Genomic DNA, 24335 nt, shown 5'->3' with positions numbered 1-24335 from the left:
ATGAGCGACAACGCCAACATGACAGAAACCACCGCGCCGCGCACCGTGCGCAAGCCCGCCACCTTCCGCGTGAGCGCGCAGGACCTGAAGGCGCTCGCCGTGCGATCCGACGCCGCCGGCGCGCGCCGCGCCATCGGCCACCTGGGCGCCATCGCGCTCGGCGGCGTCGCGCTGTGGCACGCGCTCGGCACGGTGTGGGCGGTGCCGCTCACGCTGCTGCAGGGCTATTTCATCGCCTTCCTCTTCAACGTGGTGCACGAGACCGCGCACCAGACGGCTTTTCGCACGCGCGCCTTCAACCACGCGCTCGGCCACTTCGCCGGTTTCGCGGTGGTGCTGCCCTACGAGTACTACCGCGCCTACCACTGGGTGCACCACCGCCACACGCAGGACCCTGAGAAAGACCCGGAGCTGGCCAACCCGTTGCCGCGCACGCGTGCCGCCATCGCCTGGTATTGGACCGGCATGCCGATCTGGGTCGGCCGTGCGCGGCTGCTGTGGCGCCACGGCGTGCTCGGCCGCGTGACCGTGCCCTGGGTGCCGGAAGACAAGCGCGGACTGATCGTGCGCGAGGCGCGCGCCTATCTGGCGGGCTACGCGCTGATCGTGGCTGCATCCATCGCCAGCGGCTCGCTCGCCGCGCTGTGGCTGTGGGTCGTGCCGCTGATGGCCGGCCAGCTCTTCCTGCGCCCCTACCTGCTGGCCGAGCACACCGGCTGCGCGCACAGCAACGACATGCTGGCCAACACGCGCACCACCTACACCAACCGCTTCGTCCATTTCTTCGCGTGGAACATGCCCTTCCACGTGGAGCACCACGCCTACCCGGCCGTGCCCTTCCACGCCCTGCCCAAGCTCAACGCGCTGCTGGCGCCGCACATCGTCAACACGTCGCCCGGCTATCCGGCCGCGACGGCGGCGGTGCTGCGCCATCTGCTGCCCAACGACGCACCTCAAGTCCATCCGGAGAACCTGACATGACCGCAATTTCGATCAACGGCGACCGCCTTTGGGCCAGCCTGATGTCCCTCGCCGAGATCGGCGGCACGCCCGCTGGCGGCGTGGCCCGCCTGGCGCTGACCGACCTCGACCGCCAGGGGCGCGAGCGCGTCATCGGCTGGGCGAAGGAAGCCGGCTGCACCATCCGTGTCGACCAGATCGGCAACATCTTCGCGCGCCGCGCGGGCCGTGAGAACAATGCGCCCGCGGTCGCGTCGGGCAGCCACATCGACACGCAGCCGACCGGCGGCAAGTTCGACGGCAACTACGGCGTCCTGGCCGTGCTCGAAGTCTTCCGCACGCTGAACGACCACGACATCCAGACGCGCCTGCCGCTCGAGATGGCGATCTGGACCAACGAGGAAGGCTCGCGCTTCGTGCCGGTGATGATGGGCTCGGGCGTGTACGCCGGGGCCTTCACGCTCGAGACCGCGCTGGCCGCGGTCGACCGCGAAGGCATCAGCGTCGAGACCGCGTTGAAGGCCATCGGCTACGCAGGCGACACGCCCGCTGCCGTCTCGGCCGGCGCACCGCTCTTCGCCGCCTACTTCGAAGCGCACATCGAACAGGGCCCGGTGCTGGAAGACGCCGACGTCGTGATCGGCGCCGTGACCGGCGCGCTCGGCCAGCGCTGGTACGACATCACCGTGACCGGCCAGGAAGCCCATGCCGGCCCGACGCCGATGGCGCTGCGCCGCGATGCGCTGCAGGCCGCCACGAAGCTCATGCAGGAGACGGTCGCCATCGCGTTGCGCCATGCACCGCACGGCCGCGGCACGGTGGGCACGGTCGACGTGTTCCCGAGCTCGCGCAACGTGATCCCGGGCCGCGTGAAGTTCACGGCCGACCTGCGCAACATCGACGACGCCACGCTGTCGAAGATGGACGCCGAGATCCGCGCCGCCTGCGCCGAAGTGGCCACCGCCACCCGCACCAAGGTCGACATCGAACAGGTCGTGTACTTCCCGCCGACCGCCTTCGCGCCGCATCTGGTGGAGGGCGTGCGCCAGGGCGCGAAGACGCGCGGCTACAGCTGCATGGACGTGGTGAGCGGCGCCGGCCACGACGCGGTGTACGTCGCGAGCCAGCTGCCGGTGGGCATGATCTTCGTGCCCTGCAAGGACGGCATCTCGCACAACGAGGTGGAAGACGCCAAGCCGGAGCACCTGACGGCCGGTTGCAACGTGCTGCTCGACGCAATGCTTTTAGCGGCAGCCTGACGCCCATGGCCGCGACCGGCATCACCGCCGAACGCATCGTGCGCGGCGCCTGCCCGCACGACTGCCCCGACACCTGCGCGATGCTGATCACGGTGAAGGACGGCGTGGCGACCAAGGTGCGCGGCGACCCGGCGCACCCGACCACGCAGGGCGTGCTGTGCACCAAGGTCTCGCGCTACCTGGAGCGCACCTACAGCCCCGACCGCGTGCTGTACCCGATGCGCCGCGTCGGCGCCAAAGGCCCCGGCCAGGGCACGTGGGAACGCATCGGGTGGGACGAAGCGCTCGACATCGTCGCCGGCAAGCTCCAAGCCATCGCCGCGGTCGACCCGCAGGGCATCTTTCCGTATGCGTACTCGGGCACGCTGGGGCTCGTCCACAACTTCGGCATGCCGCGTCGCTTCTTCCACCGGCTGGGCGCCTCGCGGCCCGAACGCACGCTGTGCGCCACGGCCGGTCGCGTGGGCTACGCCACGGTGATCGGTGCGCAGATCGGCACCGACATCACGCACTTCGCGCAGGCGAAGCTGATCCTGCTGTGGGGCACCAACCCCATCACCTCCAACCTGCACCTGTGGACGCGCATCGCCGAGGCCAAGCGCAACGGCGCGCTGGTGATCGCGATCGACCCGTTCCGCTCGCAATCCGCCGAGAAGGCCGACTGGCACCTCGCGCCGCGCCCCGGCACCGACGGCGCGCTCGCCTTCGGCCTGATGCATGTGTTGATCGACGAAGACCTGCTCGACCACGACTACATCGCGCAGCACACGCTGGGCTTCGACGCGCTCGCCGCACGCGCGAAGGACTTCACGCCAGCGCGCGTGGCCGAGATCACCGGCCTGGATGCCGACGACGTGGTGAAGCTCGCGCGCCTCTACGGCGCCGAGCGTGCCAGCGCCATCCGCATGAACTTCGGCATGCAGCGCCATGCCGGCGGCGGCAACGCGGTACGCGCCATCGCCTGCCTGCCGGCGCTCACCGGCGCCTGGCGCGAGGCCGCGGGCGGCGTGCTGCTCGACAACGCCGGGGCGCACGCGGTCGACCTGGCCGCGCTCGACGGCCGTGCGCTGTTGCCCGACCCGGCGAAGCCGCCGCGCCACATCAACATGGCGCAGATCGGCCGCGCGCTGAACGAGCTGACCGACCCGCCGATCCAGGCGCTGTTCGTCTACGCGTCGAACCCGATGGCGGTGGCGCCCAACAACGGCCTGCTGCGCCAAGGCATGCTGCGGCCCGACCTGTTCACGGTGGTGCACGAGATCTTCCTCACCGACACCTGCGACTACGCCGACATCGTGCTGCCCGCCACCACGCAGCTGGAGCAGTTCGACGTGCACCGGCCCTACGGCACGCTCTACACCATGCTCAACCAGCAGGCCATCGCGCCGCTGGGCGAGGCGTGCTCCAACGCCGAGCTGTTCCGTCGCTTGGCCGCGCGCATGGGTTTCGACGACCCGGAATTGCAAGAGAGCGATGAAGCCATCGCGCGCGCTGCACATGACCTGCAGTCGCCGGTCAACGCCACGCTCGACTTCGACCAGCTGCAGCGCGACGGCTGGCGGCGCCTCGACGTGCCGGAGCGCTATGCGCCCTTCGCCGACGGCCACTTCCCCACGCCGTCGGGCAAGTGCGAGTTCGAAAGCGCGAGCGCCGCCGCGCAAGGCTGGAGCGCCGTGCCGGAATTCATCCCGCCCCGCGAATCGGCACTGGCCGACCCGGCACTCGCCGCGCGCTACCCGCTGATGCTGCTCACGCCGCCCGCGCGGCACTACCTCAACTCGAGCTTCTCGGCGATCCCTTCACTGGCCGCCGAGGTCGGCGAGCCGTGGGTCGACCTGCACGCCGACGACGCGGCCGCACGCGGCATCGCCGACGGCGCACGGGTGCGTATCTTCAATGACCGCGGTGCTTTCGAGGCGGTGGCGCGCGTGGGCACCAAGGCGCGCACCGGCGTGCTGGTGGCACCCTCGATCTGGTGGCAGAAGAAGTCGGCCGACGGCGAGAACTCGAACGCCGTCACCTCCGACGGCCTGGCCGACATCGGTGGCGGCGCGACCTACTACGACACGGCCGTCGACATCGAGCGCTGCTGAACCTGCCCGCCTCCGAATCACCTGCGGCGCTTCCCTTCAAGCGCGCGACGCCAGTGTGGGAATCGCACAGATGCTGATCTGGTACCGCACCATAGACCAACAGCTTGCGCACTAGCTGGGATGGACGATCGCGCGGTCGCCACCACAGCAGTTGAGCCGGCGCGCTCCGTGGCAAAGCTGATGAACTTTCCGCTTGCTGACCGTCCGCTTTGGGTGAGGCGTGCAGCCGCTTTGGGCCCGAATGCGACGGAAGGCCCAGTTCGTCATAGCGGTCGTTAATTTAAAAGTCAGCTTGATCGCAGCGCGAAACTTGCTCTTGAGCGCCCGGTCCCTGCCTGCTCGCCAGCTATAGTTGGCCAAGCTAAAACTTGCCGGGTTTCGCAGATTTCTATACCTAGATGTTTGAACAGCACGATGGGTGAAAATCCGGCTACAAGCTGATCACAGGAGAACTTGGTGTGCGAAACACATTGCGTTAGACGTCGTGAACGGTCCGCGCAATCGACGAGATTTCCACATGCACAGCAAATACCTTGGTCACTATCATCGTGCCCGCAAGATTGCCCAGTGCTTCACACAGACAGCAACACTGCTCTACGCAACTTGCCTAAAGGAAGCTCCGCGCAAGGAGCCGCTTCTGATCGTGCCGTTCGTCGTGAACGCATCATTTGCGTGCGAACTTTTCCTGAAGGCACTCGCCGACCGCGGAGGAGCCCGCTTGGAAGGCCACCGACTTTCGACATTGCTTGCCACTTTGCCTGCTCAGGAGCGTAACAGCCTTGACCAAGCGTGGATCACCGTGGCACAAGACTTCGATTGCGATACTGCTGTGACCCTTGACTCAGTCATTGGCGAGTTATCTAACTCGTTCGTCGATTGGCGATATTCCCACGAGAGGGAACGAGTAAGTACAGCAAGCAGTACGTCAATTCTTCTATTGCTAAAGGCGCTCGATGATGCCTCCCAGTCTCGCGGCGACCCTCAACCCTGCGCTCAACCGGACGGGCGGTAGAGGGCTGCATTGTGGTCTCTGTCGGCACAGCCCGCCGGTTAGCTGGTAGCGTTGAGCGTCCGTTTTCACCTGCCGCGATCGGCTGCTTTTGGCCGAATGCGGCCGACCGGAGGATGCCACAGCGGCCCACTGTCGGAAACGGTCACCACCCTCGCCCGCCTGGCTCGATAACTTGAGCCTGGCGCACCAAGGATGCCTCCCTACCGCGGGCGGCCCGGCAAAGCCGGTTCTGCGGCGCCGCCGGGACGAGCGTCAGCCCTCGTCGAGTTCGGGTGTCTGCCACCCCAGCAGCTCGGCCAGCCGCAGCACCACCCAGCGCGCCTCGTCCGTCGACACGCCCGAGCCGGCCGAGCGCAGGCCGGCGTGGATGCGCTGCAGCACCTCGTCTTCCGACGGCACCTCGACGTGCGCCAGGATGCGCGCCTGCTCGACCAGCGCGGTCGCCAGGTCCTCGCAGACCTCGTAACGTTCGCGCACCGTGCCGATGGGTTCGCGCAGGCGCTGACGCACCGGGTCGGTGTAGACGGCGAAGAAGGAGGGCGGGATATCTATCTGGTATTCGTCGGACATGGCGCGATCATGCCCGGGGTCAAGGTGAGGCCACCGCGCGGCGACGACACTTCGCTGCCAAGGAAGCGAGACACGCCATGGAAATCGAATTCAAGTTCCACATCCCTGCCGAGCGCCTGAAGACGCTCGAAGCCGCGGTGCGCCGCGCGCCGGTGAAGCGCACCCGACTGCGCGCACGCTACTTCGACACGGCCGACGGCACGCTGGCCGCGCACGGCGCGGTGTTGCGGCTGCGCCAGGAAGGCCGGCGCTGGGTGCAGACGGCCAAGGCGCTGGGCGATGGGCCGCTGCACCGGCTGGAGCACAACGTCGACCTCGGCCTCGCCCGCGCCGGCGCACCGCCGATGCCCGACGTGCAGCGCCACGCGGGCACGCCGGTGGGCGACACGCTGACGCGGCTGCTGGCCGACGCGGGCCAGCCGCTCGTCGAGACCTACGGCACCGACATCTGGCGCCTCACGCGCGAGCTGCGCACCCCTGGCGCGGTGGTCGAGCTGGCGCTGGACACCGGCACCATCACGGCCCACCCGGCCGACGGCAGCGCACCGCGCATGGCCGCCGTCTGCGAGCTGGAACTCGAGCTGGTGCGCGGCCAGGTCGAGGGCCTGGTCGCGCTGGCCTACCGGTGGTCGCAGCAGCATCGCCTGTGGTTCGACACGGTGTCGAAGGCCGAGCGCGGCGAGCGCCTGCTGGCCGGCACCGCGCGCGGCCCGGCGGTGAAGGCGACGGCGCCGCGCCTTGACGCGAGCGACGGCTTTCCCTCGGGCCCGGCCGTGCAGCGCGCCGTGGTGGCGGCCTGCCTCGCGCAGATCCTGCCGAACGCCAGCGAGGTGGCCGCGGGCAGCGACGACGCCGAGCACATCCATCAACTGCGGGTCGGCATCCGCCGCCTGCGGACCGCGCTGCGCGAGCTCGAGCCGCTCGGCCCCGGCTTCGATGCGGCCTGGGAGGCGCCGCTGGTGGCTGCCTTCCGCGCGCTGGGTGCGCACCGCGACGCAGAAGTCGCCACGGGCACCGTCGCGCCGGGTCTGCAGGCGGCCGACGCGCCGCAGATCGTGCTGCCCGACGACGCGGCCGATGCGCCCTCGCCCGGCACCGTGGTGCGCAGCCCCGGCTTCCAGGCGGCGCTGGTCGGCCTCATCGGCTTCGCGGCGCAGCCGCTGCCGGAAGACGGCATGCCGCCTGCCGATGCCCGTCGCCACCTGCGCGAACGGCTGGGCGCGCTGCACCATCGCGCGTGCAAGGACGGCAAGCGCTTCGACACGCTCGACGTCGAGGCACGACATGCGGTGCGCAAACGCCTCAAGCGACTGCGCTACCTGACGGAATTCGTGGCGCCGCTGTTCGATGCAGCGCGGGCCGAGCGTTACCTCAAGCGCATCGCCCCGGCGCAGGACGCGCTGGGCCGCGCCAACGACGAGCAGGTGGCGCTCGATGTGTACCGCGCCGCCGCCGAGAGCGACCCGCGCGCCTGGTTCGCGGTCGGGTGGCTGAGCGCACGGCAGGCGGATGGCGTACAGACAAGCCGCCGCGCACTGCGCAAGATGAACGACGCCCCCCGGTTCTGGAAGAAACGGTAGCGCCGACCTGTCAGCACCGCGTCAGACCATGGGTCCGACCGTGGCGAACGCGCATCAACCGAGAGGAAACGCGAAGGTCGGTCGTCCGTCAACGGCCTAGCATGCCGAGCAGTTGTGGGGATTTCCGTCTCGGTTCACCGCGCGCAGGCGCGGCGTTTGGCCGAGCGTCCACACGCGTCGAGATTGCATGAACCCTGTGCCCCCTTTCTGGAAAAAAGCGCCCCCCGATCGAACGCCCGATGCGCCGGGCGGCACGGCGTCCGGCGCAGAGCCCGACCCGGCCGCTGTGCAGGCCGAGGCGCTGCGCTGGGTGGCGTTGCTCCACAGCGGCGGCAGCGGCTCGAACTGGCTGCCCAACTGCCAGCGCTGGTGCGACGCCCATCCCGCGCATGCGGCGGCCTTCGCCGAGGCACAGGCCTGGTGGGCCGACGTGGGCGAAGACGCCGCCGCGCGGGGCCGCGGACTGGCATGGCCGCCCGACCCCGCGCGCTCGCATGCGTACGACTACCAGCCCCCCGCCGTTCCCCTGCCGCGTTCGCCCGGGCTGTCGCAGGTCGAGGCGCTGGTCCACACACGCGGCGGGCGGCCGGCGATGGCGGCGGCGGTCGTGCTCGTGGTGACGGCCGGCCTGTGGTGGTCGGCCGAACGGTTCGACGAGGTTACCGGCGTCGGCGAAAGCCGCACCGTGCGTCTGGCCGACGGCAGCCAGTTGCAGCTCGACACCGACACGGCGGTGGACATCGATGTCGGCGCGCGCGAACGCCGTGTCGAGCTGGCGCATGGCGGGATCTACGTCGACACCGCCGCCGCGGCCCAGCGCCCGTTGCTCATCGAGGCGAGCGTCGGCCAGATCCGGGCGCACGACGGCGCCCTGTCCGTGCGACGCGACCCCGACGGCACCGTGGCGGTGGCCGTCGAACGCGGCCAGGCCGAGGTCGTGGGCACCGCGCTGGACGCGCCCACCGTGCTGCACGCCGGGGACGTGCTGCGCTTCGACCGGCGCACGCACTTCGGCGTACAACGCGCCGCCGCACCCCGCGCCATGGCCTGGCGCCGCGGCGAGCTGCACTTCGAGAACGAGGCGCTCGGGCGGGTGATGGACGAAGTTCGTCGCTACGACCGGCGGCTGTGGTACGGGCCGGACGGCACGGTGGCCGAGACGCGGGTGAGTGCCGTGGTCGCCTTCGACCAGATCGACGCGTGGCTCGACACGCTGCCCAAGACCCTGCCTTTGGACATCGTGCGCATCGGCCCCGTGGTCTGGGCGCGGGAGCGCGAACCGCAGACCACCGCGGCGCGCTGAGGTGCGCCAGGGCGTGGCGCGCGGCGCCCGCCTACTCCAGCTTCCGCGCTTGGCGCATCGGCCCGCGCGCTGCGGCCTTCAAAGTGGCACCTTCTTCTCCCCGCGATGGTCGCCACCATGAAGCCTTCCCAACTCTTCTCTCTCTGCCGGAAGGCCGTCAACGCCTGGATCGACGACTTCGCGCCCAGCATGGGCGCATCGATCTCTTACTACACCGTGTTCTCGCTGGCGCCGCTGCTGGTGATCGTGATTGCGATTGCGGGCGCCATCTTCGGACGCGAGGCGGTGCAGGGCGAGGTGGTCGCGCAGCTGCAGGGCCTGATCGGCCGCGACGGCGCGCTCGCGGTGCAGGGGATGATCCAGAGCGCCAGCGAGCCGGGCAAGGGGCTGGTGGCCGGCGGCATCAGCATCGTGGTGCTGCTGGTCGGCGCGACCACGGTCTTCGCCGAACTGCAGAGCTCGCTCGACCGCATCTGGCATGTGCCCGAGGCCGAGAAGCCGAGCGGCGTGTGGGCCATTCTGCGGGCGCGTGTGCTGTCCTTCGGGCTGATCCTGGGGCTGGTCTTTCTGCTGATGGTGTCGCTGCTGGTGAGCGCCGGGGTGGCGGCCTTCGGCGGCTGGGCCGGTGGGCTGATGCCGGGGTCGGAGCTGCTGCTGCTCGCATTGAACACGGCCGTCTCGGTCGGCATCACCACCGTGCTCTTCGCGATGATCTACAAGCTGATGCCGACGGCCAGCATCGCGTGGCGCGACGTGTGGGTGGGCGCGGTGGTCACGGCGGTGCTGTTCGAGGTCGGCAAGACGTTGATCGGCCTGTACCTCGGCAAGAGCGGCGTGGCCGAGACCTTCGCCGCCGCGGGCTCGGTGGTAGTGCTGCTGGCGTGGGTGTACTACGCCGCGCAGATCTTCCTGCTCGGCGCCGAGTTCACCAAGGTCTATGCCGACGAACACGGCTCGGTGGCCGGTGCGAAGGCCGTGGCCAGCACGCAGGCGACGGCGGCGGCGGCCGAGGCGGGCACCGATGCCGCGCCGGCCGCGGTGGCCGCCGGCGCGGTGCCCCACACCGACACGCGTCCGCGGGCCACGACGGCGGGTCTGGCCAGGACCGCATCGATGCAGCGGCGCATCGAGCGCCACATGCACACCGCCTCGGCCACGCTGGTGCGCCAGGTGGTGCTTCTCACGGTCGCGACGGTCGCGAGTGCGGCCGTCACGCGCTGGCAGAAGCGCCAGCGGCGCGCCGCCAAGCTCAGCCGAGGAAGCTGAGCAACGCGGGGATCACCTGCTCGGGCGCCTCTTCCATCAGCCAGTGGCCCGAGCCCTTGACGATCACGCCTTCGACGTTCGTCGCGACCATCCTGCCCTGCTCGATCAGGAAGCTGCCACCGGCCTTCTCGCCGGAGAGCACCAGCATCGGCATGGGCAGCGGCGTCTTGCCCAGTTCGGCGAACTCGGCCGCGTCGCGCTCGAAGGCCTTGAAGTACTCGAAGCCGGCGCGCATGCTGCCCGGTTGCGCATAGGCCTTGGCGTAGAGGCGGCGGTCGGCCTCGGGCACCGAGTGCGTCGGGTCGGCCGCGAAGTCGTTCCAGAAGTGCTCGAAGTAGATGCGCTCGCGCCCCTTCACCAGCGCCAGCGGCGTGGTGCCGTGGAAATGAAAGTGCCACAGGTCGCGCAGCAGCCAGACGTTCTGCCACGGGCCGATGCCGGGCAGGAAGGCGTCCATGAGCACCACGCGCTCGGTCTCGGCAGGGAACTGCGCGGCGTACGCGTAGGCCACCATCAGGCCGATGTCGTGGCCGACGATGCTGGACTTGGCGATGCCGAGCGAGGTCACCAGTTCATGGATGTCGACGGCCATGTTCTTCTTCTCGTAGCCGGTCTCGGGCTTGGCCGAGTCTCCGGCGCCGCGCAGGTCGGGAACGATCACGGTGTGGGTCTTGGCCAGCAGCGGCATCAGCGGGTTCCACATGTGGCCGGTTTCGGCATAGCCATGCAACAGCACGGCAGCCGGGCCGCTGCCGCCGATGCGGTAGTGGATGCGCGTGCCGTTGACGTCGGCGAAGCGCGAGCGGAAGCCAGCGACGGCGGCCGGCGCGGCGTGCGCCGGGCCGCCGAGCGTCAGCGCGGCGCCGAGGCCGGCGGCGCCGGCGATCAGCGCGCGGCGGGTGGGGAGGGTGTCGGTGGTCATGGTGAAAGTCCTTTCGGGGGTGTTGAAGCGATGGGGTGAATTTAGGATTCAGCTTCGCTTTCAAGAAGGCCCCAAAACTGCTCTACTCATTCAGCTTTCATGAATGATTGGAGCGGCCATGGACCGACTGCGTGCCTTCGAAGTCTTCGTCACCGTGGTGGCGCGCGGCAGCTTCACCAAGGCGGCCGATGCGCTCGACACGTCTCCGGCCAACGTGACGCGCTACGTCAACGAACTGGAGGCGCACCTGGGCACCCGCCTGCTCAACCGCAGCTCGCGCCGGCTGTCGCTCACGGAGAGCGGCGAGACGCTCTACGAGCGGGCGAAATCGATCCTCGAAGAGGTGGCCGAAACCGAAGCGATGGCCAGCACGGCGTCGCTCCAGCCGCGTGGGCGGCTGCGCATCAATGCGCCGTTGAGCTTCGGCATCCTGGTGCTCGCACCGCTGTGGCCGCGCTTCATGGCGAAGTACCCCGAGGTCGAGCTCGACATCGTGCTGATCGACCGCATCGTCGACATCGTGGAAGAGGGCTACGATCTGGCGATCCGCATCTCGCGCAGCGGCTCCACCAGCCACATCGCACGCCGGCTGAGCCGCTCGCGCAACATCGTCTGTGCCTCACCCGCCTACCTGGACGCGCACGGCATGCCGCAGGTGCCGGCGGACCTCGCGCGGCATGTGTGCCTGGGCTACACCTACGGCGCGACGGCCGACGAATGGCAGTTCGTCGACGCCGCCGGCGACCCGCATTCGGTGAAGGTGCGATGGGCCATGCGCGCCAACAACGGCGACACCGCCCGGGCGGCTGCCCTGGCCGGCGCCGGCGTGATCTGGCAGCCCAGCTTCCTCATCGGCAACGACGTGCGCGCCGGTCGCCTAGTGGAGGTGATGCCAGGCTTTCGCATGCCCGACATCGACATCCAGGCGATCTACGCCAGCCGCCGCCACCTGAGCGCCAAGGTGCGCGTGATGGTGGACTTTCTCGCCGACACGCTGGCAGGCACGCCGGCGTGGGATGTGCCCGCGCCGTGAGCGTTCAGTCGGGGTTCTCGACGCGGCGCAGCGTGGCCAGGTCGATCGGCCCCTGCTCGCTCATGAAGCTGAGCCGTTCGCCGCGGCCGCCCTGCTGCTGCGCGACGCCGCCGATGCGGTGGTCCTCGGTGTCATAGAGCGACACGGCACCCTCGCGTTCGACGGCGAGCCGGTGCCGCTGCGGAAACCAGGCGTAGCGCACGCCGTTCTGTGCGCCGCTGCTCGACGGGTCGCCGAGGTCGTCGGGCCACCAGCGCACCGACAGGCGTCGCGGTGCTTCACCCGACCATTCCGGATGCATCTCGAAGAGCTCCGAGAGGTCGTCGCACAGCGCGCCCACACGGGCCGCCATCGCATGGTTGAACATGTCGCCCACCATGATCATTCCGCCGCGCAACCACTGGCCGCTGCCGCCGAATTCCGGATGGCTGAACTGCGCCATGCCACCGTCGCCGCGGCGGATGGCGTCCCACATCGACTGCACGGCGGCGCGGCCGAAGCCGTGTCGCTGGGCAATGTCTGCCAGCGGCTGGGTCAGCGCTTCTTCGGCGGCGGTCAGGGGCGGCAGCATGGGCCGGACTGTCTCGTTCGATGATTGTTGTGGCATTCCACCGACCTTAAAGGCCATTCACGCGCGCGTTGTGAGGCGAAGTCCTATCGCCAAGCGGGCGATGGACGACGCTGCAATGCTCAGCGCGACGGTTCGAGCTGCTTCACCGACACGTGCATGTCGCCCATCTCGAGCGGGCCGTAGTTCGACACGAAGGCCACGTCGGCCGCATCGCGACCGTAGGCCACCACGATGCGCCCGCCACGCGGCGTGCTTTGCGTGGCATCGAAGGTGTACCAGCGGCCGTCGATGAAGGCTTCGAACCAGGCGTGCATGTCCATCGGATCGAGTTCGTACAGGTAGCCGACGACGACGCGCGCGGGGATCTTCAAGGCGCGGGTCAGCGACACGCCGATGTGCGAGAAGTCGCGGCACACGCCGGCGCCGTGGCCCAGGGTGTCGAGCGCATCGGTGGTGGCGTCGCTCACGCCGTAGCGGTATTCGATGTTCTGGTGGATCCAGGCGCGGATGGCCTCGACCTGGTCGTAGCCCGGCCGCGCCTCGCCGACGATCTCGCGCGCCTTGCCCTCCATCTTGTCCGACGGGCAATAGCGACTCTGCAGCAGGTAGAGCAGCGCATCGTCGGGCAGCGCCGCGATGGGCGTGGCCGGCGCGCCGGGCGTCACGCGGATGTGCTCCTCGGTTTCCATCACCATCTCGACCTCGATGCGCATCTCGCCCTGCGGGATGGTGAGGCGCTGGCACAGGTTGCCGTAGCTGTCGACGTATTCGGTGGTGCGCACCCAGGGCGAGAGCTCGTAACGCTCGCTGATCATCCATTGCGCCATGCCGCTGCGGGGCCGGAGCATGGCGATCACGGGGCAATCCTCTGCCGCCTTGACGGTCATGGTGCAGTTGGCCTGGAGCTTCATTCGGGTGCTTCTTCGCAAAGGTGAAAAGGAAGCACATCGTCCCACGCAGGCGTGGCGCCTGCGTGACCGTCAAAGCCGACAGATGCGGTCGGACGCGCGGCGGCGAAGCGGGAGCCCGCCGCGCCGCCGCGGATCGAACGCTCAGACGCGCGGCGGGTCGGTGTCGCGGGCCGTGTGGCGGTGCATGCCCACGGCCGCGATGAAGTCGACCGTGGCACCGGCGATGTCGGCACCATCGGCCAGGATCAGGCCCGGGTCGGCGGCGCCGTCGAGCAGCGTCAGCGGAATGCCCGCCTCGCCCAGCAAGGCCTGCGACGCACCGAGTGCGAGGATCGTCTTGCAGTGGCGGTACTGGTCCTTGATGAAGTCCATCGTGTGGCCCACCGCCGCCAGGGCTTCGGCCGCGGCCTGGCCGTCGGGCAGCACCAGCGCGTCGAACAGGAAGCCGGGGCTGTTTTCCATGGTCGCATCGGGCTCGACCTTCTGGCCGTCGGCCGAGGTCACGGTGCCGAGCTTGGCGGCCACCATGCGGGGCACGGCGCCGGCGTCGAGCAACGCGGCCTGCAACGCGGCGAGCGAGGCACCGTCCACGCCATCGGCGACCAGGATCGCGATCTTGCGCGAGCGGATGCCGCCGTCACCGGTGCGCGCCATCAGCGACAGCGCTGGCGAGGTGTCGACCTCGGGCGTCGTCGGCGTTTCGAGCGCCAGCGGCAGCGGGGCGGGCAGTTCCATGCCCAGGCCATCGGCCACCTTCGCCGCGAGGTCCTGCGACACGTTCAGCAGCCCGGCGACCATGCGCTGGCGCACGGCCGGCACGGTGACCTTCGACAGCTCGAAGCGGAAGGCCGCGGCGATGTGCGCCTGCTCCACCGGCGTCTGGCTCGCGAAGAAGAGCTTGGCTTGCGTGTAGTGGTCGGCGAACTTCTCCGGCTTGGCGCGCACCTTGTCGCTCGATGCCTGGGCGTCGATGCGGCGTGCCACGCTGGTGAAGCCTTGCGCGGCACCTGTCTGGAACGGGCAGCCGCCAGCCAGCGAATTCGGCTCGTACGACACGCGCCCACGGTGGATGGCCTGGCGGTGCATGCCGTCGCGCTGGTTGTTGTGCACCGGGGCGACCGGGGCATTGATCGGCAGCTCGTGGAAGTTCGGCCCGCCCAGGCGGCTGATCTGCGTGTCGACGTACGAATGGATGCGACCGGCCAGCAGCGGGTCGTTCGAGAAGTCGATGCCCGGCACCACGTGCGCGGTGCAGAACGCCACCTGCTCGGTCTCGGCGAAGAAGTTGTCGGGGTTGCGGTTGAGCACCATGCGCCCGACGATCTGCACCGGCACCAGTTCCTCCGGCACGATCTTGGTCGAGTCGAGGATGTCGAAGCTGAAGCTCTCAGCCTGCTCTTCCGTGAAGATCTGCAGGCCCAGTTCCCACTCGGGGTACTCGCCCGCATCGATGGCTTCCCACAGATCGCGGCGGTGGTAGTCCGGGTCGGCGCCGGAGATCTTCACCGCCTCGTCCCACACCAGCGAATGGGTGCCGAGCTTGGGCTGCCAGTGGAACTTGACGAAGACCGACTCGCCGGCTTCGTTCACCAGGCGGAAGCTGTGCACGCCGAAGCCCTGCATCATCCGGTAGCTGCGCGGAATGGCGCGGTCGCTCATCTGCCACATCAGCATATGGGTCGACTCGGGCATCAGCGAGGCGAAGTCCCAGAAAGTGTCATGCGCGGAGGCCGCCTGCGGCATGCCGTGGTGCGGTTCGGGCTTCACGGCATGGACCAGGTCCGGGAACTTGATCGCGTCCTGGATGAAGAAGACGGGCATGTTGTTGCCCACCAAATCCCAGTTGCCTTCGTCGGTGTAGAACTTGACGGCGAAGCCGCGCACGTCGCGCGCCGTGTCCTTCGACCCGCGCTCGCCGGCCACGGTGGAGAAGCGCACGAACACCGGCGTGACCTTGCCGGCCTCCTGGAAGGGCGCGGCCTTGGTGTACTTCGTCAGCGGCTCGTAGGCCTCGAAGAAGCCGTGCGCGCCCGAACCGCGGGCATGCACGATGCGCTCTGGAATGCGCTCGTGGTCGAAGTGCGTGATCTTCTCGCGCAGGATGAAGTCTTCCAGAAGCACCGGGCCGCGGGCACCGGCCTTCAGCGAGTTCTGGTTGTCGGCGATCGGCACGCCCTGGTTGGTCGTGAGGCGCTGGCCGCTCGAATCCACGCGCACGCGGTCGAGCGTGTCGATGGTGGCGTTCACGCCTTCGGCTGCCACGGTGCCGGTCTTGTCCGAGCCATTGGTTTCCGACAACGTGCTGCCGCCCGGCAGGCGCGACGGGGGCGTGGCCGTGAGGCCCTGGGGCGCCTTCAGTGCATTCGCTTCGCCGTGCTCCAGCGGCTTGTTGGTGTTGGCCGGCATCGCGGCGGCCAGCGCCTGCGTGTCGGCGGCTTTCTGCGCCGGCAGGTCGCCGGGCGCGGCGCCCGGAGGCGCCGGGTGGGCGGGCCCGCTGTCGGTGTTGCGGGCAGCCGCCTTGGCGGTATTGGCGGCGACGGGATCGACCGGGGGCGACGAAGGTGTGCGTGATTTGGCCATGGGATGTGGTGTGGGTCTGTTGGAAATGAGGGGGCGTCGGCGCGGTGCGGCCGAAGCCCACTTCAAAGTAGGCAGAACGACTGCCTTTATGCGTAGGACGCTACCGCCGCTTCGCCGCCGCTCATGCGCCCCCGGCGAACACAATGAAACAGCAGCACGCGGCCCGGTGGCGCGGGCGCATCGCTCCAACGCGTGGCGCCCGCGCGACACGCCACACCTATCATCGGGCGCCATGTTTTCGCTGCCTCGTACCGCCACCGCGCCGTTCTGTCCGTCCGAAGTCAAAGGCAGCGTGGGCATCGACGCTGGGCTGCCCTTCCACAAGAAGCTCTGGCGCTACGCCGGGCCCGGCCTCCTGGTGTCGGTCGGCTACATGGACCCGGGCAACTGGGCCACCGACATCGAGGCGGGTTCCCGCTTCGGCTACGGCCTGCTCTTCGTCGTGCTGCTCGCCAGCCTGGCGGCGATGCTGCTGCAGACGCTGTGCGTCCGGCTCGGGCTGGTGGCGCAGAAGGACTTGGCACGCGCCTGCCGCGAGCGCTATTCACCGCGCGTCAACCGCTGCCTGTGGCTGGGCGCCGAACTCGCCATCGTGGCCTGCGACCTGGCCGAGGTGCTGGGCAGCGCGCTGGCGTTGCACCTGCTCTTCGGCGTGTCGATCCCGGTGGGCATCGCGATCACCGCCTTCGACACGCTGCTGGTGCTGGGCCTGCAGGGCGCAGGCTTCCGCCGCGTGGAGGCGATCGTGCTGGGCCTGGTGACCACCATTGCCGGCTGCTTCGCGGTCGAACTGATCATGTCGCAGCCCAACTGGTTCGGCGTCGCGATGGGTTTCGCGCCCAGCCTCGAGCGGCTGCAGCAGCCCGGTGCGCTGTACCTGGCGATCGGCATCGTGGGCGCGACCGTGATGCCGCACAACCTGTACCTGCACTCGTCGATCGTTCAGACGCGGCTGGTGGCGAAGACGGAGGCCGCGCGGCGCGAGGCGGTGCGCTTCTGCACGCTCGACGCGGTGGTGTCGCTGTCGCTGGCGCTGCTCGTCAACGCCGCGATCATGGTGCTGGCGGCCAGCGCCTTCAACGCGAACGGGCACCGCGAGGTCGCGGACATCGAGGACGCGTACCACCTGATCGAGCCGCTGGTCGGCAGTGCGCTCGCCGCCGCGCTCTTCGGCATCGCGCTGCTTGCCTCGGGCCAGAGCTCGACCTTCACCGGCACCATCGCCGGCCAGATCATCATGGAAGGCTTCCTCGACCTGAAGATCCCGTGCTGGCAGCGCCGCCTCATCACGCGCGCGCTGGCGCTGGTGCCGGCCTTCGTCGGTGTCTGGTGGCTGGGCGACGGGGCCATCGGCAAGATGCTGGTGGCGAGCCAGGTGGTGTTGAGCTTTCAGCTGCCCTTTGCCATCTGGCCGCTGCTGCGCTTTACCAGCGACCGCGCGCTGATGGGCGACTACGCCAACGGCATCGTGCTGAAGACCGTGGCTTGGTCGCTGTTCGGCGTGATCAGCGTGGCGAACGTGTGGCTGGTGGCGTCGGTGGTGGGCGGCCTGGGCTGACGGGTCGGGAAGCCCGGCCGGTCGGCCGGGTCACCACGGCTGCGCATCGATCGCGCGCCGCACCTTTTCCAACGCACCGCGAAGCGTGGCGAGGTCGACCGACCCGAGTGCCAGGCGCAGCGCGTGCGGCACCTGCGCTGAGGTCGCGAAGGGCTCGGCCGTCGACACGGAGATCCCGTCGCGCATGAGCGTGGCCGCCAGTTGGTCGGCGCGCCGCTCTTCCGCCAGCGGGAGCCAAACGAAGTACGAGGCCGGGTGGCGCACGGCCCGCAGCCCGGCGAACACTTCGGCAGCGATCGCCTGCCGCGCCGCGGCGTCCTCCCGCTTCTGCGATTCGAGGCGCGTGACCGTGCCGTCGCCGATCCAGCCGCATGCGATGGCGGTCATCACGCCGGGCGTGTTCCAGGTGGTCGCCCGGATCGCGCGTTCGAGCGCTGCCACCCGGTCGCTCGGTGCCGCGACGAAGCCGACGCGCAGGCCGGTCGCGACGCTCTTGGACAGGCCCGAGACATAGACCGTCGATTCGGGCGCCAGCGCCGCCAGCGGCGGGGGCGGGTCCTCGGCGAGAAAGGCGTAGGCCGCGTCTTCGACGATCAGCAGGCCGTGCCGGCGTGCGATCGCCACCAGCCGCCGGCGGCGGCTCGCGCTCATCACCCAGCCGAGCGGGTTGTGCAGCGTGGGCATCGCGTAGACGGCGCGCACGCGTCGGCGGCTGCAAAGGCGTTCCAGCGCGTCCAGGTCGGGGCCCTGCCCGGCCGCTGGAATCGGTGCTAGCTCCAGGCGATGCGCTTGCGCGAGCACCTTGAAGCCGGGGTAGGTCAGCGCATCGGTCGCGACCACGTCGCCCGGATGCAGCAGCGCCATGACGGTGGTGGCCAAGCCCTGCTGGGCGCCATTGACGATCAGCACCTGGTCGGCATGGACCGTCAGGCCGCGGTCCACGAGATGGCGTGCCACGCTCGCCCGCTCGTGCGGGCGGCCGGCATGCGGCTGGTAGCGCAGGAGCGCTTCGAGATCGCCGCCCGCCGCCAGCTGGCGCAGGCCTTCGCGCAGCAGTTCGGCCTGCCCTGGCAGCGACGGGTAGTTGAAGTTCAGGTCAACCATGCCCGCTGCCGTGGCGTGCTGGTCGATACCTTGGCCGCGCGGGAGTGCGCTCTCGCGCACGAAAGTGCCGCGCCCGGTCTCGCCGCTGACCAGGCCCATGGCTTCGAGTTCGGCATAGATGCGCGTGGCCGTGACGAGCGCCAGGCCTTCCCGTGCGGCGAGCGTGCGGTGCGTGGGCAGGCGCGTGCCCGGTGGCAGGCGGCCCGATCGGATGTCAACGACGAGTGCGTCGACCAGTTGCTTGTAGCGAACCGTTGCCATGGCGGATTGTATTCATGACAATGTTTTGATTGTATTGATCGGCATGGCTACGATCCGGCGCGATGCACATCGCCATCCTCACCTTCGAAGGCTTCAACGAACTCGACTCGCTGATCGCGCTCGGCATCCTGAACCGCGTGAAGACGCCCGGCTGGCGCGTCTCGATCGCCAGTCCGGCGGCGCGAGTCCGCTCGATGAACGGCGTGGTGCTGGAAGCGCAGGCGTCGCTTCGCGAGGCGGGCGAAGCCGATGCTGTCATCGTCGGCAGTGGCGCGCTGACGCGAGAGGTGGTGGCCGATGGGTCGCTCATGGCGCAACTGCAGTTCGACCCTGCGCGGCAACTGCTGGGCGCGCAGTGCTCCGGCACGCTCGTGCTGGCGAAGCTCGGTCTGCTCGACGGCGTGCCGGCCTGCACCGACCTCACGACCAGGCCATGGGTCGAGGCAGCGGGCGTCGGTGTACTGAACCAGCCCTTCGTGGCCCGGGGCAACGTGGCGACGGCGGGTGGCTGCCTGGCGTCGCAGTATCTGGCGGCCTGGGTCATCGCGCGGCTCGTCGGCGTGGACGAGGCCCGCAGCGCGATCCACTATGTCGCGCCCGTCGGAGAAAAGGACGACTACGTGGCGCGGGCGATGCGCAACGTCACGCCCTTCCTCGGCACCTGAGCGCGAGCGCCCTCACTTCATCAGGTCGCTGAGGTTCACCGGCTTGATCTTGCCGCCCTCGATGGTGGCGACCAGCGGGTCGAGCAGCGTGCCGCCGGTCGCGTCCACGCCGCGGAAGTCGCCGGCGTTGGTTTCCTTGGGCAGCTTGGCCAGGGCGTCGCCCATCTTGGCGCGAATGGCCGCGGCGTCGGTGGTGGTGCCGGCCATCTTCATCGCGCTGGCCAGGGCGTGCGTCAGCGTGTAGTTGTACGAAGACTCGGTGGTGGGGGACTTGTCGTCGCCGTAGGCCTTGCGGTAGGCGGCGGCGAAGGTCTTGGCGCCGATGCGCACGTCGTCCGACACCGGCAGCACGCCGATGGAGCCTTCGAGCATGGCCAGCCCGCCGGTGACCTTGGCCATCTCGTCGAACTTGGCCTGGTCCATGATGAGGAAGCCGCCCTTGAAGCCAAGTTCACGGGCCTGCTTGACGACCAGCGCGGTCGGCTCCGACGGCCCACCGACGAAGAGCACGTCGGGCTTCTCGGCCAGCACGCGGCTCACACCGCTGTAGAAGTCGGCCGAGCGGTTGTACGACATGGGGTTGTTCGACACCACCGTGCCGCCGGCCTGCTTCCAGGCGGGCTCGAACAGCGCGCTCCAGTTCTTCGCGTACTCGTGGTCGCCCGGCAGCATGCCGACCTTCTTGCCGTACTTGCCCATTTCGTACTTCGTGAAGGGCTCGATGTAGCCGGCAAAGACCGGGGGAATGCGGATGGTCAGCTTGTTGCCGGTCTCGGTGATCTTGGGCGTGCTCGAGTACGCCATCACGATGAACTTCTCCTGCTCGTTGAAGGCCTGCATCGCGTAGATGCCGCCCGAGTGCGGCACGAAGACGGCCGGCGTCTGGTACTGCTGCACCAGACGGCGCGAATTGATGGCGGCTTCAGCCGGTGCGTACTTGTCATCGAGCGAGACCAGTTCGAGCTTGACCTTCTTGCCGCCGACATCCAGCCCGGCCGCGTTGATCTCCTTGATGGCCATCTCGATGCCGTTGACCACGTTCTTGCCGTAGAGCGCGGCACCGCCCGAGAGCGGGCCGGTGAAGCCGATCTTCACGGTGTCCTGGGCCGAGGCGGCACCGGAGCCGAAGGCGGCCACCAGCGCGAGGGCGAGGGGCGCGGCGGCGAATCGGCGGCGGGTTTCGAAAGCGATCTTCATGGGTTTGTCTCCGGAGGTCGGGGTGGATGAATGGCTGAAGCGGCTGAATCGAATTCAAGCGCCGATGTACGCGGCTCTGACGGCCTCGTTGTTGAGCAGGGATTCGCGGTCGCCTTCGAGCGCGATGCGGCCGCGCTCGATCACGTAGGCGCGGTCGGCGATGGCGAGGGCCGAGTAGGCGTTCTGTTCGGCCAGCAGCACCGTGGTGCCGGCGCGGTGGATGCGCTGGATCACCTCGAACACCTGCTTGACCACTAGCGGCGCGAGGCCGAGCGAGGGTTCGTCGAGCAGCAGCACCTTGGGGCGGCCCACCATCGCGCGGCCGATCGCCACCATCTGCTGCTGGCCGCCCGAAAGCGAGCCGGCGGCATCGTGCTGCTTCGCCTCGAGGATGGGGAACAGGCTGAACACCTCGTCGATCGAGCGCTGGATGCCGGCCTTGTCGCCGCGGTGCACGTAGGCGCCGAGCTCCAGGTTCTTGCGCACCGACATCAGCGGGAACAGCTTGCGGCCCTCGGGGCAGTGCACCAGGCCCGACTGCACGATCTGCGCCGGGCGCATGCCGACCAGCTCCTGCTTGTCGAAGCGGATGCTGCCGCGGCTCGGCTTCTCGATACCGCTGGCGGCCATGAAGATCGAGGTCTTGCCCGCGCCGTTGGCGCCCAGCAGCACCACCAGTTCGCCCGCATCGGCATGCAGCGTGACGCCCTCTAGTGCGCGGAAGCTGCCGTAGTGCAGGTCGACGTTCTCAAACCGCAGCATGTTCGGCTCCCTGTTCGGCGCGATGGTCGGTGCCCAGGTAGGCCTCGATCACGTGCGGGTCGCGCCGAACTTCGGCGGGCGTGCCTTCGGCGATCTTCGCGCCGTTGTTCAGCACCACGATCTTGTCGGCCAGCCGCATGATCATGTCCATCTTGTGCTCGATCAGGCACACGGTCTTGCCGTGGTCGACCAGCTTGCGGATGAGCGCGGCGAGGCCGACCGTCTCTTCCGGGTTCACGCCGCCGGCGGGCTCGTCGAGCAACAGCAGCTCGGGGTCGGTGGCCAGTGCCAGCGCGAAAGCCACGCGCTTGCGCTCCTCCTGCGTGATGTCGGCCGCGATGCGGTTGGCCACGTGCGAGAGCCCGACGAAGTCGAGCGCCTCGCGCGCCTTCTCGCGGCACAGGCGCTCTTCGCTCTGCAGGCGGCGGGAGTTGATCAGCACGTCCCACAGGCCCGAGTGCGTGCGCAGCCGGTGGCCGACGATCAGGTTGTCGAGCACGGTCGCGTTGTCGAACAGATTGGTGGTCTGGAAGGTGCGCGCGATGCCCAGGCGCGCCACGTGGTCCGGCCGCATGCCGGTCACGTCCTGGCCGTTGAACACGATGCGTCCCGATGTCGGCGGGTGCGTGCCGGCCACCAGGTTGAAGAAGGTGGTCTTGCCCGCGCCGTTGGGGCCGATGATCGCGCTCACCTGGCCGCGCTCGAAGCGGGTCGTGACGTGGTCGACGGCCGTCAGACCGAAGAACTGCTTGGTGAGGTCGGTGATCTCAAGCATGGGAGCGGCCCTCCTGCGTCGTCGGGGCCACCGACGGTGACGCTGCGGCGGCGGGCCTGAGCGCCGCTTGCGCCGCATCGGCGCGCCGCGCACGCCGCTTGAGCCAGGTGCCCACCAGCCCGTCGGGCAGGAAGATGATCAGCGCGATCAGCACGGGCCCGAACACCACCATGCGGTAGTCCTGCAGGAACTGCAGGCTCTGCGTGAGGTAGGTGACCAGCAACGTGCCGACCAGCGGCCCCAGCAGCGTGCCGACGCCGCCGACCAGGATGAACATCACCAGGTCGAAGGTGACGACCTCGCTGGCCAGGTCGGGGCCGAGGAAGCGCACCTGGCCTGCATACAGCGCACCGGCGAAGCCCGCGTACACCACCGACAGCACGAAGGACAGCGTCTTGGTGCGCATCAGGTCGACGCCCAGCGCCTCGGCCAGCATGTCGCTGTTGCGCACCGCCATGAAGCTGCGCCCGAGCAGCGAGCGCACGATGCGCGCCATGATCCAGATGCCCAGCACCAGGAAGGCCAGCACCAGGTAGTACTGCGACAGCGGCGTGCCGAACTGCAGCGGCCCGATGCCCGTCGGCGCCGGGATGCCCATGATGCCCACCGGCCCGTGCGTGAGGCTTTCCCACTTCTCGATGAGCAGGTACATGATGTAGCTCACGCACAGCGTGAAGATCGAGAAGTAGTGGCCCTTCAGGCGCAGCGACAGCAGGCCGACGAAGTAGCCGAGCAGTGCGGTCACGCAGCCCGCCGCCAGGAACGCGATCCAGAACGGCACCTGGTGGTCGACCGTGAGGATGCCCACCGTGTACGCGCCCACCGCCATGAAGGCGCCGTGCGCCAGGTTGAACTGCCCGGTGTAGCCGGTGATGAGGTTCAACCCCAGCGCGGCGATCGCCATGATGAAGGTCTGCGTCGCGACCGAGATCAGGTAGTTGTTCTGCGCGAACAGCGGGAACACCAGCGCGATCGCGGCCAGCAGCGCCCAGCCGGTCTTGCCTTCGAGCAGCTTCATGCGCGCGCTCCCTTCGGCGTGAAGAGGCCCTGGGGGCGGAACGACAGGATCACCACCAGCAGGACGAAGGCGATGATGTCCTTGTAGTCGGTCGAGAAGTAGAAGCCGCCGAAGCTCTCGGCCAGGCCGATGATCAGCCCGCCGACGATCGCGCCCGGGAAGCTGCCCATGCCGCCCAGGATGATGATCACGAAGGCCTTGGTGATGACCAGGTGCCCCATCGCCGGGTACACCAGGTTGATCGGCGCATAGAGCACGGCCGCGATGGCCGCCAGCGCGCCGGAGATCGCGAACACCAGCAGCTTCACGCGGGTGGCGTCGATGCCCACCAGCGCAGCGCCCTTGGGGTCCTGCGCCATCGCGACGATGGTCGAGCCGGTGACGGTGCGTGTGAGGAAGAGGTGCAGCACGATCATCAGCGAGAAGGCACCGACGATGATCAAGAGGCGCTGCAGCGGCGCGGTCAGGCCGAAGACCTCGACGATCTGGCCGTAGGGCGTGGGCATGCGGTGGAAGTCGGCGCCGAACATCGCCTGCGCACCGGCTTCCAGAAACAGCAGGATGCCGATGGCGGCGATCATGTCGTGCAGCTCGGGGGCGTTGCGCAGCGGGTGGAACACCAGCCGGTCGGCCAACATCGCGATGACCGCCACCACCGCCGCGGCGCCCGCCATGGCGACCCAGTAGTTGAGGCCCAGCTTCGTCATGAAGTAGTAGCCCGCGAAGGCACCCGCCATGTAGAAGGCACCATGCGCGAAGTTGGGCACGTGCAGGATGCCGTAGACCAGCGTGAGGCCGAGCGCCACCAGGCTGTAGACGCCGCCGACCGTGAGGCCGTTCAGCAATTGCTGGAAGAAGAGTTCCACATCGATCCTCAAAGGAAGAGCCAGCACCGCACGGTGCGGTGCGGCGGTCCTGCGAGGCATTGTGGGGAA

Annotated in this window: 21 protein-coding genes; 10 read left to right on the top strand and 11 right to left on the bottom strand. The window is 69.0% G+C overall.

The window, feature by feature from the left end; genetic code table 11:
- From ACSFA0_RS02360 to ACSFA0_RS02345, 4 genes are all read left to right on the top strand, one after another.
- Positions 1-981 (top strand): fatty acid desaturase, encoded by a 981-nt coding sequence (locus ACSFA0_RS02360; protein WP_435448633.1) that lies wholly within the window; start codon positions 1-3, stop codon positions 979-981.
- The gene (locus ACSFA0_RS02355; RefSeq protein WP_435448632.1) at positions 978-2219 is read left to right on the top strand and encodes a Zn-dependent hydrolase; all 1242 of its coding nucleotides are present in this window, start codon (positions 978-980) and stop codon (positions 2217-2219) included. Before ACSFA0_RS02360 ends, ACSFA0_RS02355 begins: the two co-directional genes overlap by 4 nt.
- 5 nt (positions 2220-2224) lie before the next feature.
- A complete protein-coding gene (locus ACSFA0_RS02350) occupies positions 2225-4312 on the top strand; it encodes a molybdopterin-containing oxidoreductase family protein (RefSeq protein WP_435448631.1) in 2088 nt (695 codons plus the stop codon).
- Between the two features lie 517 nt (positions 4313-4829).
- Complete coding sequence (locus ACSFA0_RS02345) at positions 4830-5324, top strand: hypothetical protein (RefSeq protein WP_435448630.1); 495 nt, start codon at positions 4830-4832, stop codon at positions 5322-5324.
- Between the two features lie 252 nt (positions 5325-5576).
- On the opposite strand, the gene ACSFA0_RS02340 is transcribed toward ACSFA0_RS02345, so the two are convergent.
- A complete protein-coding gene (locus tag ACSFA0_RS02340; RefSeq protein WP_435448629.1) occupies positions 5577-5894 on the bottom strand; it encodes a hypothetical protein in 318 nt (105 codons plus the stop codon).
- Between the two features lie 77 nt (positions 5895-5971).
- On the opposite strand from ACSFA0_RS02340, the gene ACSFA0_RS02335 reads away from it, so the two are divergent.
- The 3 genes from ACSFA0_RS02335 to ACSFA0_RS02325 all read left to right on the top strand — a co-directional run bounded on the left by ACSFA0_RS02335 (position 5972) and on the right by ACSFA0_RS02325 (position 10043).
- Entirely contained in the window at positions 5972-7474 is a 1503-nt protein-coding gene (locus tag ACSFA0_RS02335; protein WP_435448628.1) for a CYTH and CHAD domain-containing protein, read from the top strand.
- Positions 7475-7661: 187 nt separating this feature from the next.
- Positions 7662-8777 carry a FecR family protein gene (locus tag ACSFA0_RS02330; protein ID WP_435448627.1) on the top strand — a complete coding sequence of 372 codons (1116 nt, stop codon included), beginning with the start codon at positions 7662-7664 and terminating at the stop codon, positions 8775-8777.
- Positions 8778-8894: 117 nt separating this feature from the next.
- Complete coding sequence (locus ACSFA0_RS02325) at positions 8895-10043, top strand: YihY/virulence factor BrkB family protein (RefSeq protein WP_435448626.1); 1149 nt, start codon at positions 8895-8897, stop codon at positions 10041-10043.
- Here ACSFA0_RS02325 and ACSFA0_RS02320 read toward each other — a convergent pair.
- Positions 10027-10965 (bottom strand): alpha/beta fold hydrolase, encoded by a 939-nt coding sequence (locus tag ACSFA0_RS02320; protein WP_435448625.1) that lies wholly within the window; start codon positions 10963-10965, stop codon positions 10027-10029. The genes ACSFA0_RS02325 and ACSFA0_RS02320 overlap by 17 nt on opposite strands.
- A 118-nt stretch (positions 10966-11083) precedes the next feature.
- On the opposite strand from ACSFA0_RS02320, the gene ACSFA0_RS02315 reads away from it, so the two are divergent.
- On the top strand, positions 11084-11998 hold the full coding sequence (locus ACSFA0_RS02315) for a LysR family transcriptional regulator (protein WP_435448624.1): 915 nt from the start codon (positions 11084-11086) through the stop codon (positions 11996-11998).
- Positions 11999-12002: 4 nt separating this feature from the next.
- Here the strand turns inward: ACSFA0_RS02315 and ACSFA0_RS02310 are convergent, their stop codons facing one another.
- The 3 genes from ACSFA0_RS02310 to ACSFA0_RS02300 all read right to left on the bottom strand — a co-directional run bounded on the left by ACSFA0_RS02310 (position 12003) and on the right by ACSFA0_RS02300 (position 16060).
- Positions 12003-12569, bottom strand: a complete 567-nt coding sequence (locus tag ACSFA0_RS02310) for a hypothetical protein (protein ID WP_435448623.1) — start codon at positions 12567-12569, stop codon at positions 12003-12005.
- Between the two features lie 119 nt (positions 12570-12688).
- On the bottom strand, positions 12689-13480 hold the full coding sequence (locus tag ACSFA0_RS02305) for a transglutaminase-like domain-containing protein (RefSeq protein WP_435448622.1): 792 nt from the start codon (positions 13478-13480) through the stop codon (positions 12689-12691).
- Between the two features lie 141 nt (positions 13481-13621).
- On the bottom strand, positions 13622-16060 hold the full coding sequence (locus ACSFA0_RS02300) for a catalase (RefSeq protein ID WP_435448621.1): 2439 nt from the start codon (positions 16058-16060) through the stop codon (positions 13622-13624).
- Positions 16061-16292: 232 nt separating this feature from the next.
- Between ACSFA0_RS02300 and ACSFA0_RS02295 the strand changes: the two genes are divergently transcribed.
- Entirely contained in the window at positions 16293-17618 is a 1326-nt protein-coding gene (locus ACSFA0_RS02295) for an Nramp family divalent metal transporter (RefSeq protein WP_435448620.1), read from the top strand.
- Positions 17619-17648: 30 nt separating this feature from the next.
- Here ACSFA0_RS02295 and ACSFA0_RS02290 read toward each other — a convergent pair whose 3' ends face one another.
- Positions 17649-18983 carry an aminotransferase-like domain-containing protein gene (locus ACSFA0_RS02290; protein ID WP_435448619.1) on the bottom strand — a complete coding sequence of 445 codons (1335 nt, stop codon included), beginning with the start codon at positions 18981-18983 and terminating at the stop codon, positions 17649-17651.
- A 62-nt stretch (positions 18984-19045) separates the two neighbouring features.
- Here ACSFA0_RS02290 and ACSFA0_RS02285 point away from each other — a divergent pair, with 62 nt between their 5' ends.
- A complete protein-coding gene (locus ACSFA0_RS02285; protein ID WP_435448618.1) occupies positions 19046-19648 on the top strand; it encodes a DJ-1/PfpI family protein in 603 nt (200 codons plus the stop codon).
- Between the two features lie 12 nt (positions 19649-19660).
- Here ACSFA0_RS02285 and ACSFA0_RS02280 read toward each other — a convergent pair whose 3' ends face one another.
- Genes ACSFA0_RS02280 through ACSFA0_RS02260 form a run of 5 tightly spaced genes read right to left on the bottom strand, consistent with a single transcriptional unit; the run spans position 19661 to position 24266 of the window.
- Positions 19661-20845: an ABC transporter substrate-binding protein gene (locus ACSFA0_RS02280; RefSeq protein ID WP_435448617.1), complete on the bottom strand. Its 1185-nt coding sequence runs from the start codon at positions 20843-20845 to the stop codon at positions 19661-19663.
- Between the two features lie 54 nt (positions 20846-20899).
- Positions 20900-21607, bottom strand: coding sequence for an ABC transporter ATP-binding protein (locus ACSFA0_RS02275; RefSeq protein WP_435448616.1), 708 nt, complete (start codon positions 21605-21607; stop codon positions 20900-20902).
- Positions 21594-22382 carry an ABC transporter ATP-binding protein gene (locus ACSFA0_RS02270; protein ID WP_435448615.1) on the bottom strand — a complete coding sequence of 263 codons (789 nt, stop codon included), beginning with the start codon at positions 22380-22382 and terminating at the stop codon, positions 21594-21596. Before ACSFA0_RS02270 ends, ACSFA0_RS02275 begins: the two co-directional genes overlap by 14 nt.
- Positions 22375-23400 carry a branched-chain amino acid ABC transporter permease gene (locus tag ACSFA0_RS02265; RefSeq protein ID WP_435448614.1) on the bottom strand — a complete coding sequence of 342 codons (1026 nt, stop codon included), beginning with the start codon at positions 23398-23400 and terminating at the stop codon, positions 22375-22377. Before ACSFA0_RS02265 ends, ACSFA0_RS02270 begins: the two co-directional genes overlap by 8 nt.
- Positions 23397-24266: a branched-chain amino acid ABC transporter permease gene (locus tag ACSFA0_RS02260; protein WP_435448613.1), complete on the bottom strand. Its 870-nt coding sequence runs from the start codon at positions 24264-24266 to the stop codon at positions 23397-23399. Before ACSFA0_RS02260 ends, ACSFA0_RS02265 begins: the two co-directional genes overlap by 4 nt.
- Positions 24267-24335: the final 69 nt, after the last annotated feature.

The organism is Variovorax restrictus (assembly GCF_051216715.1).
GTDB lineage: Bacteria > Pseudomonadota > Gammaproteobacteria > Burkholderiales > Burkholderiaceae_C > Variovorax.
The sequence above is the reverse complement of the archived record's forward strand: the minus strand, read 5'-3'. Positions and strand labels throughout refer to the sequence as shown.

Excerpts from the sequence above, each read along its gene's own strand:
- ACSFA0_RS02360 (WP_435448633.1), top strand. The coding sequence starts at position 1 with ATGAGCGACAACGCCAACATGACAGAAACCACCGCGCCGCGCACCGTG.
- ACSFA0_RS02355 (WP_435448632.1), top strand. The coding sequence starts at position 978 with ATGACCGCAATTTCGATCAACGGCGACCGCCTTTGGGCCAGCCTGATG.
- ACSFA0_RS02350 (WP_435448631.1), top strand. The coding sequence starts at position 2,225 with ATGGCCGCGACCGGCATCACCGCCGAACGCATCGTGCGCGGCGCCTGC.
- ACSFA0_RS02345 (WP_435448630.1), top strand. The coding sequence starts at position 4,830 with ATGCACAGCAAATACCTTGGTCACTATCATCGTGCCCGCAAGATTGCC.
- ACSFA0_RS02340 (WP_435448629.1), bottom strand. The coding sequence starts at position 5,894 with ATGTCCGACGAATACCAGATAGATATCCCGCCCTCCTTCTTCGCCGTC.
- ACSFA0_RS02335 (WP_435448628.1), top strand. The coding sequence starts at position 5,972 with ATGGAAATCGAATTCAAGTTCCACATCCCTGCCGAGCGCCTGAAGACG.
- ACSFA0_RS02330 (WP_435448627.1), top strand. The coding sequence starts at position 7,662 with ATGAACCCTGTGCCCCCTTTCTGGAAAAAAGCGCCCCCCGATCGAACG.
- ACSFA0_RS02325 (WP_435448626.1), top strand. The coding sequence starts at position 8,895 with ATGAAGCCTTCCCAACTCTTCTCTCTCTGCCGGAAGGCCGTCAACGCC.
- ACSFA0_RS02320 (WP_435448625.1), bottom strand. The coding sequence starts at position 10,965 with ATGACCACCGACACCCTCCCCACCCGCCGCGCGCTGATCGCCGGCGCC.
- ACSFA0_RS02315 (WP_435448624.1), top strand. The coding sequence starts at position 11,084 with ATGGACCGACTGCGTGCCTTCGAAGTCTTCGTCACCGTGGTGGCGCGC.
- ACSFA0_RS02310 (WP_435448623.1), bottom strand. The coding sequence starts at position 12,569 with ATGCTGCCGCCCCTGACCGCCGCCGAAGAAGCGCTGACCCAGCCGCTG.
- ACSFA0_RS02305 (WP_435448622.1), bottom strand. The coding sequence starts at position 13,480 with ATGAAGCTCCAGGCCAACTGCACCATGACCGTCAAGGCGGCAGAGGAT.
- ACSFA0_RS02300 (WP_435448621.1), bottom strand. The coding sequence starts at position 16,060 with ATGGCCAAATCACGCACACCTTCGTCGCCCCCGGTCGATCCCGTCGCC.
- ACSFA0_RS02295 (WP_435448620.1), top strand. The coding sequence starts at position 16,293 with ATGTTTTCGCTGCCTCGTACCGCCACCGCGCCGTTCTGTCCGTCCGAA.
- ACSFA0_RS02290 (WP_435448619.1), bottom strand. The coding sequence starts at position 18,983 with ATGGCAACGGTTCGCTACAAGCAACTGGTCGACGCACTCGTCGTTGAC.
- ACSFA0_RS02285 (WP_435448618.1), top strand. The coding sequence starts at position 19,046 with ATGCACATCGCCATCCTCACCTTCGAAGGCTTCAACGAACTCGACTCG.
- ACSFA0_RS02280 (WP_435448617.1), bottom strand. The coding sequence starts at position 20,845 with ATGAAGATCGCTTTCGAAACCCGCCGCCGATTCGCCGCCGCGCCCCTC.
- ACSFA0_RS02275 (WP_435448616.1), bottom strand. The coding sequence starts at position 21,607 with ATGCTGCGGTTTGAGAACGTCGACCTGCACTACGGCAGCTTCCGCGCA.
- ACSFA0_RS02270 (WP_435448615.1), bottom strand. The coding sequence starts at position 22,382 with ATGCTTGAGATCACCGACCTCACCAAGCAGTTCTTCGGTCTGACGGCC.
- ACSFA0_RS02265 (WP_435448614.1), bottom strand. The coding sequence starts at position 23,400 with ATGAAGCTGCTCGAAGGCAAGACCGGCTGGGCGCTGCTGGCCGCGATC.